The organism is Bacillus sp. UMB0728 (genome assembly GCF_002858875.1).
GTDB lineage: Bacteria > Bacillota > Bacilli > Bacillales > Cytobacillaceae > Bacillus_AB > Bacillus_AB infantis.
Genome location: NZ_PKLA01000004.1, coordinates 48,483 through 61,764 on the forward strand (window position 1 = coordinate 48,483; position 13,282 = coordinate 61,764).

The window sequence follows — 13,282 nt, forward strand, 5'->3', positions numbered from 1 at the left end:
TCCGGCCTGGGCGCACAGAACCTGATAAACATTTAACAAAGAGCACAAAGTTTAGATAAGGTGGAAGGATTTATCGAAAAAAAAGGTAATCTTTCGGGGGTTAGGTGACAGGAAAAAAATCAAAAACCCGGCTGCACCAGGCAGCCGGGTCTGTTATTATGCCAAATGGCTATAGTTGTTTTTTACAACACTTGCACAGCGCGGGCAAAGCGAAGGGTGGCTGGAATCAGCACCGACTTCCGGTGTAACTGTCCAGCAGCGCTCGCATGTTTCGCCTTCTGCTTTAGACACAAGAATTGCCGCTTTGTCGAGCTTGAGGGCTTCTTCAGGCGCCTCGCCATACTCTCCGCCGATTTCAAAGGCGGAAACGATGAACAGCTGTTTCACATCTTCTTTAATGCTGTCAAGAAGGCTTCTAGTTTCAGCCGTTGGATAAAGAGTGATCTTTGCTGCCAGGGATTTCCCGATCACTTTTTCATTTCGTGCCTCTTCAAGTGCTTTAAGCACTTCATCGCGCAAATTCATGAATGATGTCCATTTTTTCATCAGTTCATCTGCATTAGGAAGCTCTTTGTATTCAGGCATGTCTGTCAGCTGGACACTTTCTTCCTTCGCAGCAGGGATAAAGGACCATACTTCATCAGCTGTATGAGAAAGAATCGGCGCAGTCAGCTTTGCAAGCGCAACAAGGCTTTCATAAAGCACTGTCTGAATCGCACGGCGGTCCGCATTATCTTCGGCCTCGATGTAAAGAACATCTTTGGCAAAATCCAGGTAGAATGAACTTAAGTCCAATGTACAGAAATTATTGATCGCATGGTAAATGCCTGCGAATTCATAGCGGTCATAAGCTTCCTTGACGTTTTTGACCAGCTTGTTCAGCTTCACGAGCATGAACTGATCGACTTCCCTGAGGTTTTCAAAGACAACTGCATCTTTCTCAGGATTGAAGTCAGCCAGGTTCCCAAGCAGGAATCTGAATGTGTTTCTGATCTTGCGGTAAACCTCAGCAACCTGCTTCAGGATCGGGTCAGAGACTCTTACGTCTGCCTGGTAGTCTACAGATGCCACCCAAAGACGCAGGATATCTGCTCCAAGCTGGTTCATGACCTTCGCCGGAACGACAACATTTCCGATGGATTTACTCATTTTCCTGCCTTCGCCGTCAAGTGCAAAGCCGTGGCTAAGAACGCCCTTATACGGCGCCTTTCCAGTTACTGCCACTGAGGTGGACAGGGATGAATTGAACCAGCCTCTGTACTGATCAGAGCCTTCAAGGTAAAGGTCTGCAGGACGCTGCAGATCATCGCGTTCTTCCAGGACAGCCTGGTGGGATGAGCCGGAATCAAACCAGACATCCATGATATCCGTTTCTTTTGTGAACTTGCCATTCGGGCTGCCAGGATGTGTGAACCCTTCAGGCAATAGCTCTTTGGCCTCTTTCTCGAACCAGATATTGGAGCCGTGTTCCCTGAAAAGGGCAGAAACATGATCAATTGTTTCATCAGTAATGATGCTGTCGCCGTTTTCAGCATAAAAGACAGGGATAGGAACGCCCCATGCACGCTGGCGGGAAATACACCAGTCGCCGCGGTCGCGGACCATATTGAACAGGCGTGTTTCTCCCCATGCCGGCACCCATTTCGTTTCTTTAACAGCTTCCAGGAGCTCATTGCGGAAGTCCTTGATGGATGCGAACCATTGCGCTGTAGCCCTGAAAATGACCGGCTTCTTCGTTCTCCAGTCATGCGGATAAGAGTGAGTGATGAACTTCAGGCCCAATAATGCACCCTTTTCTTTAAGCGCTTCGGTGATCGGCTTGTTGGCTTCGTCATAGAAGAGGCCTTCAAAGCCTTCAGCTTCATTGGTCATAAGACCCTTATCATCGACCGGGCACAATACCTCAAGTCCATATTTCTGGCCAACATAAAAGTCATCTTCACCATGGCCGGGCGCAGTGTGGACACAGCCTGTACCTGCATCAACGGTTACATGGTCGCCAAGCATGACAAGCGAATCGCGGCCATAAAGCGGATGGGAGGCAAGGATGTTTTCCAGCTCGCTTCCTTTGACTGTCTTAACGACAGCCGGGTCTTCCCAGCCAGTTTCTCCTGCCACAGATTCCAAGAGCTCTTCTGCGACCAGATATTTGCTGCCGCCCGCTTCTGCAACCACATAATTAAGGTCAGGATGGACGCTGATCCCCAGATTGGCCGGGATCGTCCAAGGAGTTGTCGTCCAGATGACGATTTGGACATCCTGATCCAATACACCTTTTCCATCTTTGACTTTAAAGCCAACATAAATGGAAGGAGAGCGCTTATCCTGGTATTCAATCTCCGCTTCGGCAAGTGCTGATTCACTTGAAGGTGACCAGTAGACCGGTTTCTTCCCTTTGTAGATATAGCCTTTTTTAGCCATATCGCCAAATACCTTGATCTGCTGTGCTTCATATTGAGGCTGCAGCGTGATATAAGGGTTTTCCCAGTCGCCGCGGACGCCAAGGCGTTTAAATTGTGAACGCTGGCTGTCAACCTGTTCATAGGCATACTCCTCGCAAAGCTTTCTGAACTCGGCAACTGTCATTTCTTTTCTCTTAACGCCTTTATTCGTCAATGCCTGCTCAATCGGCAGGCCGTGGGTATCCCAGCCTGGTACATATGGTGCATGGAATCCGCTCATGGACTTGTAGCGGACAATAAAATCTTTAAGGATTTTATTCAGCGCATGGCCCATATGGATATCGCCGTTAGCATATGGAGGGCCATCATGGAGAACAAACATCGGCCGGCCCTTCGTATGCTCCTGCACCTTTTCATAAATATTCATTTCTTCCCATTTGCCCTGGATTTCCGGCTCCCTTTTTGGGAGATTTCCGCGCATCGGAAATTCTGTTTTTGGCATCAATAATGTATCTTTGTATTCCACTGCAATTCCTCCTGCTTTCATTTAGGTAATTTGACTTGCCGTTACCGGGCGTTTTCCACTTGAGAAAAACAAAAAAAGCCCTCTCATCCCGGTAAAGGGACGAGAAGGCTTATAGCTCCCGCGGTACCACCCTTGTAGACAGAAAAGAATTATTCTGCCCGCTCAAAGCATCCTTAACGCGGATGAAACGCCTGCACCTTACTGGTTCGGAGAACGTTCAGGCAGGTACTCTAGGGTGATCTTCCAGCAATCTGCTTATTCCAGGCTCCCACCGTCCCTGGATCGCTAATCTTAAAAGCATATAGAATGCTGTACTGTCCCTTTCAACGCAGTCAATATTTTCTTATGATATGGATTATATTCGATTCATGCAGGCTACGTCAAGCCAGTGAGTCTTCTTCCTCAGTTGATTTCAGATCCGTTGAATCGAGCTCATACTGAAGGAGATGGTCCCAGTCCTCTGTATTGAGCATATCCAGCTGTGCTTCGATCAGCATCCTGAACCGTGTTCTGAAGACCTTTGACTGCTTCTTCAAATCCTCGATCTCCAGGGCAATCTTCCTTGCTTTTGATAAGGATTCATTCACAATGCGGTCGGCATTCTTCTCCGCTTCCTTGATGATCAGCTTGGCTTCCTTCTGTGCATTGCGCCTGACTTCTTCAGCGGCTTCCTGTGCAACGACGATGGATTTGTTCAGCGTTTCCTCAATATTGGTGAAATGCCCGATCCGGTCATTCAAATCTGTAAGCCTTTCCGAAAGCTCCTTTTTCTCCCTGATCAGTATTTCGTAATCCTTGATGATCTGGTCAAGAAATTCGTTTACTTCATCTTCGTCATAGCCTCTGAAGCCTTTGCTGAACTCCTTGTTATGTATATCTAATGGTGTTAAAGGCATAATGCCACCCCCTATGAGTCTTAAAGCATATGTATGACAGCGTGAATACGCTGATTTCTGATATTATCACAGTGATAAAGATATATTCGACATTTTCTTTTAAAATCCTGCAAAAAAATAATTTATTTTTGCTTTCCCGTAATGATTCTCCATTTATCTTTCTTTGTCTTTCCTTCTACTTCTATGATTTTAGATCGGCCTTTTCCCCTTACAGAAAGAACATCAGCTTCCCCGCAAACAAAAGAAGGATCCTCGACTTGTCCCCAATTAACTTTTACAAGACCCTGCTGGACAAAGAGCTGTGATTTTTGCCTGGAAATATTGTATATGGCCGAAATGACGGCATCCAGTCTCAGCGAGGAAACAGAAGCTGACGATTCCTCCCATGCACCTGCCGCAGTGATCGCTTTCTCCAGCGGCAATTTTTTCAGAGTGACGGAAGCTTTGCCGATCGATTCCAGCTGCATGCTTACATAGTCTTCAATTTCGCGGGAGATAAAAAACTGCGCCCTTTCATCCTGGACAGTGATATCCCCGAATTTCCCCCTCTTCAAGCCAAGAGCCATAAGGCTGCCAAGTATTTGAGGGTGTTCGATTGAAACAAATTTGCTGGGATAATTTATTTCAAAGAGCGTGATAGAGAATTCTTCTTCATCAGGGGTAAAATATTCAGGATACAGAAGGGCCCTTTTCCGCTCTGTACCCTCAGTTCCCCCGAATAAGCGAAGCTTCACGCCGGAATGCTCCCCGACAATCATTTTTACAATCTGCTGCTCTCTCGGATCAAGGAAGTCAGTCAATTTAGGTGCATAGGATGTTTCAACATAGTCCTTCCAGCCCAGAGACTGGTCGATGAATTCTTTCTCCTCAGGCCGAAAATGCTGATAAATAGACATCGGCACTCTCCTTTTATATTATTCAGGAAGGCATCTGCGGACATGTTCAAGCATATCACAGCAGCCACCAAAAAAGGGACTGCTCAGAGTCCCAAGTTATTGGTAATTCTATGCAACCCAATAATAGAGCTGATATAGTCCACTGGTGGCAAACCGCAGGACAAAAATCGCCACGATCGGCGAGATATCAATCATCCCCAGCGGCGGTATGAACCTGCGGAATGGTTCCAGATATGGCTCGCATATACGGGCTAAAAACTGGCCAATGGACGATTCTCTTGCATTTGGAAACCAGGACAGCAATATGTAAATAATCAATGCCCAGGAATATAACGAAATTATTTGACTTAAAATACCTACTACTGTTGCCATGTAGTGCTACCACCTCGCATTTTCTAGATCATGCTCCTGCATGATTTGGGAAATATTCCCTGACACCTCCACATTATCTGGAGTGCATAAAAAGATATCTGTTCCAATTTTCTGGATGTCGCCGCCAATGGCATATACCGTGCCGCTCAAAAAATCGACAATCCTTTTTGCCTGGTCCCTTTCGATGCGCTGCAGATTAACTACCACAGCCCGGCGGTTTTTAAGCTGGTCTGCAATATCCTGGGCTTCGGCATATACCCTGGGTTCAACAAGCACAACCTTTGAAGACTTCTGGACACTTTGCAGGCTGACCACATTCTGCTTTGGAGAAGCAGGCTGTTTTTGAGGCCTGACAGGTTCGATTTCTTCTTCGATGATTTCCTCTTCTTTATAGTCATATTCATCATCAAGGAAAAAAAATGTTTTTATTTTTGATTTAATGCTCATTTTTTATACCTCCTGCTTATTCTCCGACAAGAGCAGTTCCGATCCGGACCATGGTGGCCCCTTCTTCCACTGCAATTCCAAAGTCATTGGACATGCCCATGGAAAGTTCCCTGCAAGGCGCATGAGCAAGGTTTAAATCCTGGATATTCTTCTGCAGAGTTTTCAGTGTCCGGAAACAATGCCGCAATACTTCCTCATCGTCCGTCAAAGGGGCCATCGTCATCAGCCCTGCAGCAGAAATGTAAGGATAAGCCTCCAGGTCTTTTACAAACGGAATCACTTCCTCAGGAGAAAGCCCCTGCTTTGACTCTTCACCGGAAGCATTGACCTGTATCAGGCATTGGACTGTTTCTTCTGCCCGCTTGTCTATTTCCTTCGCCAGTGAAAGCCTGTCCAGTGAGTGGATATAATCGGCAATGCCGATTATATTCTTGACTTTCCTGGTCTGCAGCGATCCGATGAAATGCCATTTGGCAGCATGGCCGATTTCTTTATGCTTGGCAAGCATACCCTCATCCCGGTTTTCGCCCAAATTGGCGATTCCCGCAGACACCGCCTCTTTCGCCCTTTCCGTGGAAACATATTTTGTTACAGCGATTATGGTCACTTCGCCGGGATTTCTCCCTGACCTTTTACAGGCTTCATCTATTTTTTCTTGGATGCTCTTAAGATTTTCCTCTACCTTCATCTAGCTGCAGTCAGCCTCCTTCCAGCCTATGTAGCTCATCATCCTGCCAGTCTTCCCCCCATCCCTGCGATGGGAAAAAAAGTATTCCTCCTGGCAGCTGGTGCAATAGCCGGATACAATTATATTCTCTTCCCGGATGCCTGATTTCATGAGAAGCTGTTTGTTCACTTCTTTCAGATCAAGCTGGTATTGATTCTCTTTTACTTGATTATATGGTTTTTTATCGACATCTTCTAGTCTATTTTTCACTAAATTGACAACTCTGCTGTCGACAATATAACATTTTTCGCAAATGGAAGGCCCGATTGCCGCCAAAATTTCCCCCGGATCGATTCCTTCATTCTTAAAGACACCGGTCATATTTCCGGCAATCCCGCCGACAGTCCCTTTCCAGCCGGCATGTGCGGCCCCTATAGCCCCTGAATCAGGATGTGTGAAATAAAGTGGGACACAGTCAGCAAAGCATAGAGTTAAAAGCAGGCCCTGCTCAAGTGTGAAAAAGCCATCAGTCCTCCTGAATGCCTGGCCATAATCCAAAGCGCCTGTTCCTGCATCTTCCTTTGATACTTTCCGTATAAAGGTTTCATGGGTCTGCTCTGCCCCCGTCCATGCTGGCAATGGAAAGCCTATTGACTCAGAGAAAATTTCCCTGTTGCCGCATACCGCCTGGACAGAATCATTTACATGAAGGCCAAGGTTGAGGCTGCTGTAGTCTCCATTGCTATTCCCTCCATTTTTCGTGGAAAAACCTGCAGCAAGGCCCGGAAACTTTTCCGTCCAGTCTTCAATGGAAAAAAACTTGCTTTCCTTTAGTACAAATGGCTCCATTTATCGTGTCCTCTTCGTGTTTTTCTTTAGTTTATCATAAAGAATGTTCGTGTTACAGAAAAAAGGAGGAAGCTTATGCATCCTCTTCCACCTGTTTGAGTTCTTCGGAGATTTTATAGCGAACAAGAATGACGTCCTCGCCGATTTTTAAAATATTTTTCCACGGAATGATGATATCCTCATCTTTTCCAAAGAATCCGAGGACTTTTCCTGCTCCGCTGATGATGACGGCTTCAATTTTTCCGCTCATCAGATTGATGTCAATATCCCCGATGCTTCCAAGTTTTTTGCCGTCGGCCACATTTACTACGTCCTTGACCTGGAATTCTGATATCTTAACCATGGTCCACCCCCGCCATTTGTTGCTTACTTGATTATATGTTGCTGAAGGATGGAATATTTTGATTTGATGGGGGGTTTTAGGGAAATATTCAATAACAGCTAAAACATCTTACGCAGCTAAGAATAACGAGATAAGTTATCTTCAATTTTTTTACTTATTGATTGGGCTGTTGATTTCCGTTGCAGGCACTTCGCTTTCGGTGGGGCGGAGTTGAGCCTCCTCACGCTTGCGCGCTGCGGGGTCTCAACATTTCCGCTATCTCCCACAGGACATTGAATTTTCTTCCCTGAAATCACATCGCACGAAGAAAATGCGCATGCATTTTATGGGGAGTCTTCGCGCCTTCCACTGCAATCAACAGGTTTTCATAAATTTTTTGGCCATTAACCCTAAATATACACACGTGGATTTTAGATCATATTTCAGCCAGCATGGAGCACTTACAAAACCCAAAACAAAAAGCTGCTTTTCAGCAGCTTTCAGCTTTGGATATTTTTGTTCATTTGCTTGATGGCGGCTTTTTCAAGGCGGGAGACCTGGGCTTGGGAGATGCCGATTTCTTCGGCTACTTCCATTTGCGTTTTGCCTTGGAAAAAGCGCTTTCTCAATATGAGCTTTTCTCTTTCGTTAAGCCTGCGCATGCCTTCTTTGAGGGCAATTTCTTCAATCCATTGAATATCTTTATTGCGCTCGTCGCTCAGCTGGTCCATGACAAATATCGGATCGCCTCCATCGTTATAGATGGGCTCGAATAATGAGACCGGATCCTGTATCGCATCAAGTGCAAACACGATTTCTTCATGGGGCACTTCAAGGACCCTGGCTATTTCCTCAGCCGTTGGTTCCTTTGACGTTTCACTCATCAGGCGTTCCCTGACCTGCAAAGCTTTGTAGGCTATATCTCTTAATGACCTTGATACCCTGATAGGATTATTATCCCTCAAATACCTTCTGATCTCACCAATGATCATCGGAACAGCATAAGTGGAGAACTTTACATTCTGGCTTAAATCAAAATTATCAATAGATTTCATCAGGCCGATACATCCCACCTGGAAGAGATCATCTACAAATTCGCCTCTGTTGTTAAAGCGCTGGATGACACTCAGTACCAGCCGAAGGTTGCCATTGACTAGGCACTCCCGGGCATATGTATCACCTTCATGCATTTGCTTGAAGAGTTTTCTCATTTCTTCGTTTTTCAAAACGGGAAGCTTTGATGTATCAACACCGCAAATTTCTACTTTATTTCGAGTCAATCCATTTCCCTCCTCACAGGAGCTGCTGTACAAAAAACAGTATCTCCTCGGAAAGGAAAAATATGCACATACCGATTTTCCATGATCCCCGGAATAAACGGCATATACAGTCTGAATAAGGGCTAAGCGGGATAAAAAAAAATTTAAACCATCTTGTTGAATTCCTTTTTCAATCTTTTGATGATTCTCTTTTCTAGCCTTGATATGTAAGACTGTGAAATGCCAAGCATGTCAGCCACATCTTTCTGTGTTTTTTCCTCGCCAGAGCCGAGGCCGAAACGGAGCTCCATGATCTGCTTCTCTCTGTCAGTGAGCTGGTGAAGGGCCTTCAGCAGAAGCTTCTTATCTACATTCGCCTCCAGGTCCTTAGTAATAATGTCTTCTTCGGTTCCCAGCACATCGGACAAAAGGAGCTCATTCCCATCCCAGTCAATATTCAGAGGCTCATCGAAGGAAACCTCCGACCTGATTTTATTGTTCCGCCTCAGGTACATCAGTATTTCGTTTTCAATACACCTGGATGCATAAGTGGCAAGCTTGATTTTCTTTTCCGGATTAAAAGTGTTGACCGCTTTGATGAGCCCGATTGTCCCGATGCTGATCAGGTCTTCAATATTGATGCCCGTATTTTCAAACTTCCGGGCAATGTATACGACGAGGCGGAGATTTCTTTCGATCAGCATTGATCTTGCAGCTTTATCGCCTTTGGGGAGCTTAATCAGAAGAACTTCTTCTTCTTCTTTTGAAAGAGGGGGAGGGAGAGCCTCGCTGCCGCCTATATAGAATATTTCATCAGTCTTGAGCCCAAGTTTGATCAGCAGTTTATACCAGTAATAGGATAGGCGAAACTTCAAATTTTTCATGAGTTGTCCTCCTTCTAAATTATGTTTTTCCGAGTATAGTATTATTAACTTACCTTTTCCGCTGATTCTGCTTTTCCGGCACCTGTCATCATCTTTGGATGGATAATGCAGTCAAATGCATCATCACTGGAGAGCTGCTGCATTGTAAAAGAGATGAGCGCCTTGCCTGCCAGGATTTTTTCTTCCCCCCTTTGGATGATGATCCTGTCTGGCTTCATGGCAATAATAAGCTGATGTTCTTGTCCAACCACCTTGCAAGGAAGAATTCTCATCCGATTTTCCCATTCAGGCGGGATTCTTGCCTCCCCCATCAGGAAAGGCTCAGGATCCTGGGAAACGGCGAGGAGAACTTCAGGAAGCTTTTCTGCCATCCCTTTTAGGGATGCAATCATGACCGGAGTCCTGGATATTGGATCATAAAGCTGATTTCCCGTATCAACAAGCCCCTTAAAGTTCAGGTCAATCCCATTAATCGAAATGCAGACCTCAGCCAGCTGGTCATATTGGAGATTGGCCATTTCCATGTTTTCTCCGTGCTTCCGTGAAAAATGCCAGGCAGCAGGAAATCCAAATATGACAAACATCCAGCTGATCGGATCCCCGAAGCCTTTGACACTTCCCAGCAGGACGGCTGAAGAAAGCTCAAAATCAAATTTCACAAAATAATGGGCACCTATCAAAGTCCCTCCAATGAGGAAAGTTGCCATATAAAAAGTAAACAGGCCTTTAATAAAATATCCGGCCCTTTTATATCCAAAGGCAAGGACGACCATGACAATTGAAAAAAGCAGCTTTGATAGCGGATGCCCGGAAATAGACTGAACCGGTGTTACCGCGAGCAGAACGATCATTGAGCCCGCAGCACCGCCCGCCAGTATCCGCCAAATAGAAACATCCCTTTTCAGGAAGATCGCTGTGAGATACAGCAGGAGGCTGTCAAAAAGAAAGTTCAGCAGCCAAATGATATCCAAATAAATAGCCAACCCAGCTTCACTCCAGACATATCCGGCTTATTAAGTCCGGATGCCAAAAACTGATTATTCATCTATCTATTAATCTTATGGAAAAGTATACCCCAGCCATATCATTGAAGTGTGTCACTTTCTGTAGCCTGTTTAGGAGAATTTTTTCACTATTCCCTTCGGTTTTTGTCAGTATTTTGTTTTATATGCCTGTCTAAAAAAATACGAATCAATCTTAAAAACCAAAATAAAACGGCGCCTCATATGAGGCGCCGTTCAGCGAATGCTATCTTATCTTCTTCTATTGCGGTTTCTCAGGAAAGTCGGGATATCCAATGTTTCTTCACCTTGTGAAGACTGAGATGATGAGTTCCTTACAGGCGGCTCATGGCTCTGCTCTTCGCGCTTTGGCTCCCTGTCCCTGTCCCGGTTAAGGGAAGGTGAATGCGTCTGCTGCTGTTTAGGCTGTCCAAATGATGGGCGTGCCGGTTTTGGCGCGGCCACTTCTTCATTGAACCCAGTCGCAATTACTGTAACCACGATTTCGTCTTTCAGGTTTTCATTGATAACAGAACCGAAGATCATATTGACATCCTGGTCTGAAGCGGAGGCTACGATATCTGCAGCTTCCTGAACCTCATAAAGGCTCAGGCTTGAACCGCCGGTGATATTCATCAGGACACCCTGTGCACCATCAATGGACGTTTCAAGCAGCGGAGAAGAAACAGCTTTCTTTGCCGCTTCTGCCGCACGGTTTTCTCCTGAAGAGACGCCGATCCCCATCAGTGCAGAACCCTTGCTTGACATGATGGTCTTTACATCAGCAAAGTCAAGGTTGATCAGCCCTGGAGTGGCAATCAGGTCGGATATGCCCTGAACACCCTGGCGAAGCACATTATCCGCTTCACGGAATGCTTCAAGCATCGGAGTGCTTTTGTCTACAATTTCTAATAGACGGTCATTCGGAATGACAATCAGGGTATCAACAGCTTCCTTCATGGAAGCAATTCCGCCTGCAGCCTGTCCGGCACGCTTGCGGCCTTCGAATGTAAACGGCCTTGTAACGACCCCTACTGTCAAAGCGCCCAAGTCCCTTGCAATCTGTGCAATGACAGGTGCAGCTCCAGTACCTGTACCGCCTCCCATTCCGGCAGTGACAAACACCATATCTGCGCCTTTCAGTGCTTCTTCAATCTGCTCTTTGCTTTCCTCAGCAGCCTTTTTGCCTACTTCCGGATTAGCACCGGCACCCAGTCCGCGCGTCAGCTTTCCGCCGATCTGCATTTTCACTTCTGCTTTCGAGAGGTTCAGTGCCTGTGCATCCGTATTAACTGCGATGAATTCTACGCCTTGAACGCCGTGTTCGATCATGCGGTTTACCGCATTATTTCCTCCGCCGCCAACGCCGATAACCTTTATGGTCGCTAGTGAATCTAAATTAGTGTCAAATTCCAACATGACAAATCCTCCTAATTCGTCGATATTCCTTAAAGCACTGTTTACTCGAAAAAGTAGCCAAGGAACTTTTTAACTCGTGATGTAATCTTTTCTTCCGGCTGTTTTTCCGGTCTTGCTTTTGGTTGCGGTTGTTTTTGGACGCGTTTCTCCTTCGCTTCGTTCACTTGGGCAGGCTCTATCTTCCTGCCCTGAAGCCTTGCATTTTTATAGGCAAACTTGATCAGGCCGACTGCTGTTGTATACTGCGGCTCCCTTACGCCGATATAATCCGGAATGGCAATCCGGACGCGGTTCTGGAAAATGATCTGTGCCAGTTCCAGGATGCCCTGGGTGTTGGCTACTCCACCTGTCAGGACATAGCCTCCTGGCAGGTCGCTGACTCCCAATCTCTTAATCTCATTCTGGATCAGATCGAAAATTTCTTCCATCCTTGCTTCAATAATATCAGAAATTTCAAGCTGATTAAATTGCTGGTGCTGATCGCTCCCGATAATCGGGACACTGAAGACTTCATCTTCAGAAGCATGGTCATAAAAAGCATAACCGTATTTTGTTTTGATTTTTTCGGCATCCTCTGTAGAGGTCCTGAGGCCAATAGATAAATCCTTTGTAATATGGTCCCCGCCGACAGGAAGTACGATTGTTGCCTTCATGATTCCCTGCTCGAACAGGGCAATGGTTGTAGAGCCGCCGCCCATATCGACCAAGGCCACTCCGAGATTCATTTCGTCCTTTGAAAGTGCGAATGCCCCTGCTGCAAGCGGCTGGAGCGTTATGTCCAAAATTTCAAGCCCTGCTCTTTCAACACATCTCAGAATATTATGTAGAATTGTCTTAGAACCTGTAATAATGGTGCCTTCCATTTCCAGGCGGACACCGATCATGCCCCGCGGGTCGTTTATTTCATTCAAACCGTCTACAATGAATTGCTTCGGAATGACATCCACAATCTCTCTTTCAGGAGGGATGGAAACCACCTGGGCGGCATCGATCACCCTTGCAACATCTTCATCTGTAATCTCCCTGTTATCACTGGAGACTGCCACTACTCCATGCGAAGGCTGGAGCATGACATGATTTCCGGTGATGCCGACGATGACCTGCCTGATCTCCATCCCTATCATTCTCTCAGCTTGTTCGATTGCCTTTTTTATAGAATGAACGGTTTCATCTATATCAACAATTGAGCCTTTGCGCAATCCTTCAGACTTCACATTGCCTACACCGATAATGTTTAAAGAGTCGTTGACCATTTCACCAATGATTACTTTTACACTGGATGTACCGATGTCAAGACTAACATAAATTTCATTGCTGTTCATTCTCTGGCACCTCCTTTTGC

At 45.9% G+C, this 13,282-nt stretch carries 13 protein-coding genes and 1 other annotated feature; all 13 genes read right to left on the minus strand.

Features of this window, described 5'->3' with window-relative positions:
• Positions 1 to 156 precede the first annotated feature (156 nt).
• The gene (gene ileS / locus CYJ37_RS16080; protein ID WP_009795990.1) at positions 157 to 2,928 is read right to left on the minus strand and encodes an isoleucine--tRNA ligase; all 2,772 of its coding nucleotides are present in this window, start codon (positions 2,926 to 2,928) and stop codon (positions 157 to 159) included.
• 92 nt (positions 2,929 to 3,020) lie between these two features.
• Positions 3,021 to 3,264 (minus strand) — a binding site (T-box leader).
• A gap of 44 nt (positions 3,265 to 3,308) precedes the next feature.
• Positions 3,309 to 3,824 carry a DivIVA domain-containing protein gene (locus CYJ37_RS16085; protein WP_022543700.1) on the minus strand — a complete coding sequence of 172 codons (516 nt, stop codon included), beginning with the start codon at positions 3,822 to 3,824 and terminating at the stop codon, positions 3,309 to 3,311.
• Positions 3,825 to 3,946: 122 nt separating this feature from the next.
• Positions 3,947 to 4,720: a YlmH family RNA-binding protein gene (locus CYJ37_RS16090; RefSeq protein ID WP_101550650.1), complete on the minus strand. Its 774-nt coding sequence runs from the start codon at positions 4,718 to 4,720 to the stop codon at positions 3,947 to 3,949.
• Positions 4,721 to 4,828: 108 nt separating this feature from the next.
• Positions 4,829 to 5,092: a YggT family protein gene (locus CYJ37_RS16095; RefSeq protein WP_009791730.1), complete on the minus strand. Its 264-nt coding sequence runs from the start codon at positions 5,090 to 5,092 to the stop codon at positions 4,829 to 4,831.
• Between the two features lie 6 nt (positions 5,093 to 5,098).
• A complete protein-coding gene (locus CYJ37_RS16100; RefSeq protein ID WP_009791729.1) occupies positions 5,099 to 5,539 on the minus strand; it encodes a cell division protein SepF in 441 nt (146 codons plus the stop codon).
• A gap of 16 nt (positions 5,540 to 5,555) precedes the next feature.
• On the minus strand, positions 5,556 to 6,227 hold the full coding sequence (locus CYJ37_RS16105; RefSeq protein WP_101550652.1) for a YggS family pyridoxal phosphate-dependent enzyme: 672 nt from the start codon (positions 6,225 to 6,227) through the stop codon (positions 5,556 to 5,558).
• On the minus strand, positions 6,228 to 7,055 hold the full coding sequence (pgeF, locus tag CYJ37_RS16110; RefSeq protein WP_101550653.1) for a peptidoglycan editing factor PgeF: 828 nt from the start codon (positions 7,053 to 7,055) through the stop codon (positions 6,228 to 6,230).
• Positions 7,056 to 7,128: 73 nt separating this feature from the next.
• Entirely contained in the window at positions 7,129 to 7,398 is a 270-nt protein-coding gene (locus tag CYJ37_RS16115; RefSeq protein ID WP_009791726.1) for a YlmC/YmxH family sporulation protein, read from the minus strand.
• 479 nt (positions 7,399 to 7,877) lie between these two features.
• Positions 7,878 to 8,657, minus strand: coding sequence for an RNA polymerase sporulation sigma factor SigG (sigG, locus tag CYJ37_RS16125; RefSeq protein WP_009791194.1), 780 nt, complete (start codon positions 8,655 to 8,657; stop codon positions 7,878 to 7,880).
• Between the two features lie 143 nt (positions 8,658 to 8,800).
• Positions 8,801 to 9,520 carry an RNA polymerase sporulation sigma factor SigE gene (gene sigE / locus CYJ37_RS16130; RefSeq protein WP_009791193.1) on the minus strand — a complete coding sequence of 240 codons (720 nt, stop codon included), beginning with the start codon at positions 9,518 to 9,520 and terminating at the stop codon, positions 8,801 to 8,803.
• A 44-nt stretch (positions 9,521 to 9,564) separates the two neighbouring features.
• Positions 9,565 to 10,503 carry a sigma-E processing peptidase SpoIIGA gene (gene spoIIGA / locus CYJ37_RS16135; protein ID WP_101550657.1) on the minus strand — a complete coding sequence of 313 codons (939 nt, stop codon included), beginning with the start codon at positions 10,501 to 10,503 and terminating at the stop codon, positions 9,565 to 9,567.
• A gap of 270 nt (positions 10,504 to 10,773) precedes the next feature.
• The gene (gene ftsZ / locus CYJ37_RS16140) at positions 10,774 to 11,940 is read right to left on the minus strand and encodes a cell division protein FtsZ (RefSeq protein WP_009791191.1); all 1,167 of its coding nucleotides are present in this window, start codon (positions 11,938 to 11,940) and stop codon (positions 10,774 to 10,776) included.
• Positions 11,941 to 11,981: 41 nt separating this feature from the next.
• Positions 11,982 to 13,262: a cell division protein FtsA gene (gene ftsA, locus CYJ37_RS16145; RefSeq protein WP_101550659.1), complete on the minus strand. Its 1,281-nt coding sequence runs from the start codon at positions 13,260 to 13,262 to the stop codon at positions 11,982 to 11,984.
• Between the last annotated feature and the right edge of the window lie 20 nt (positions 13,263 to 13,282).

What these genes read in the sequence shown, in the direction of transcription:
- pgeF (WP_101550653.1), bottom strand. Translation starts at nt 7,055, where the DNA reads ATGGAGCCATTTGTACTAAAGGAAAGCAAGTTTTTTTCCATTGAAGAC.
- CYJ37_RS16095 (WP_009791730.1), bottom strand. Translation starts at nt 5,092, where the DNA reads ATGGCAACAGTAGTAGGTATTTTAAGTCAAATAATTTCGTTATATTCC.
- CYJ37_RS16100 (WP_009791729.1), bottom strand. Translation starts at nt 5,539, where the DNA reads ATGAGCATTAAATCAAAAATAAAAACATTTTTTTTCCTTGATGATGAA.
- sigE (WP_009791193.1), bottom strand. Translation starts at nt 9,520, where the DNA reads ATGAAAAATTTGAAGTTTCGCCTATCCTATTACTGGTATAAACTGCTG.
- CYJ37_RS16090 (WP_101550650.1), bottom strand. Translation starts at nt 4,720, where the DNA reads ATGTCTATTTATCAGCATTTTCGGCCTGAGGAGAAAGAATTCATCGAC.
- ftsA (WP_101550659.1), bottom strand. Translation starts at nt 13,262, where the DNA reads ATGAACAGCAATGAAATTTATGTTAGTCTTGACATCGGTACATCCAGT.
- ftsZ (WP_009791191.1), bottom strand. Translation starts at nt 11,940, where the DNA reads ATGTTGGAATTTGACACTAATTTAGATTCACTAGCGACCATAAAGGTT.
- CYJ37_RS16115 (WP_009791726.1), bottom strand. Translation starts at nt 7,398, where the DNA reads ATGGTTAAGATATCAGAATTCCAGGTCAAGGACGTAGTAAATGTGGCC.
- CYJ37_RS16085 (WP_022543700.1), bottom strand. Translation starts at nt 3,824, where the DNA reads ATGCCTTTAACACCATTAGATATACATAACAAGGAGTTCAGCAAAGGC.
- CYJ37_RS16105 (WP_101550652.1), bottom strand. Translation starts at nt 6,227, where the DNA reads ATGAAGGTAGAGGAAAATCTTAAGAGCATCCAAGAAAAAATAGATGAA.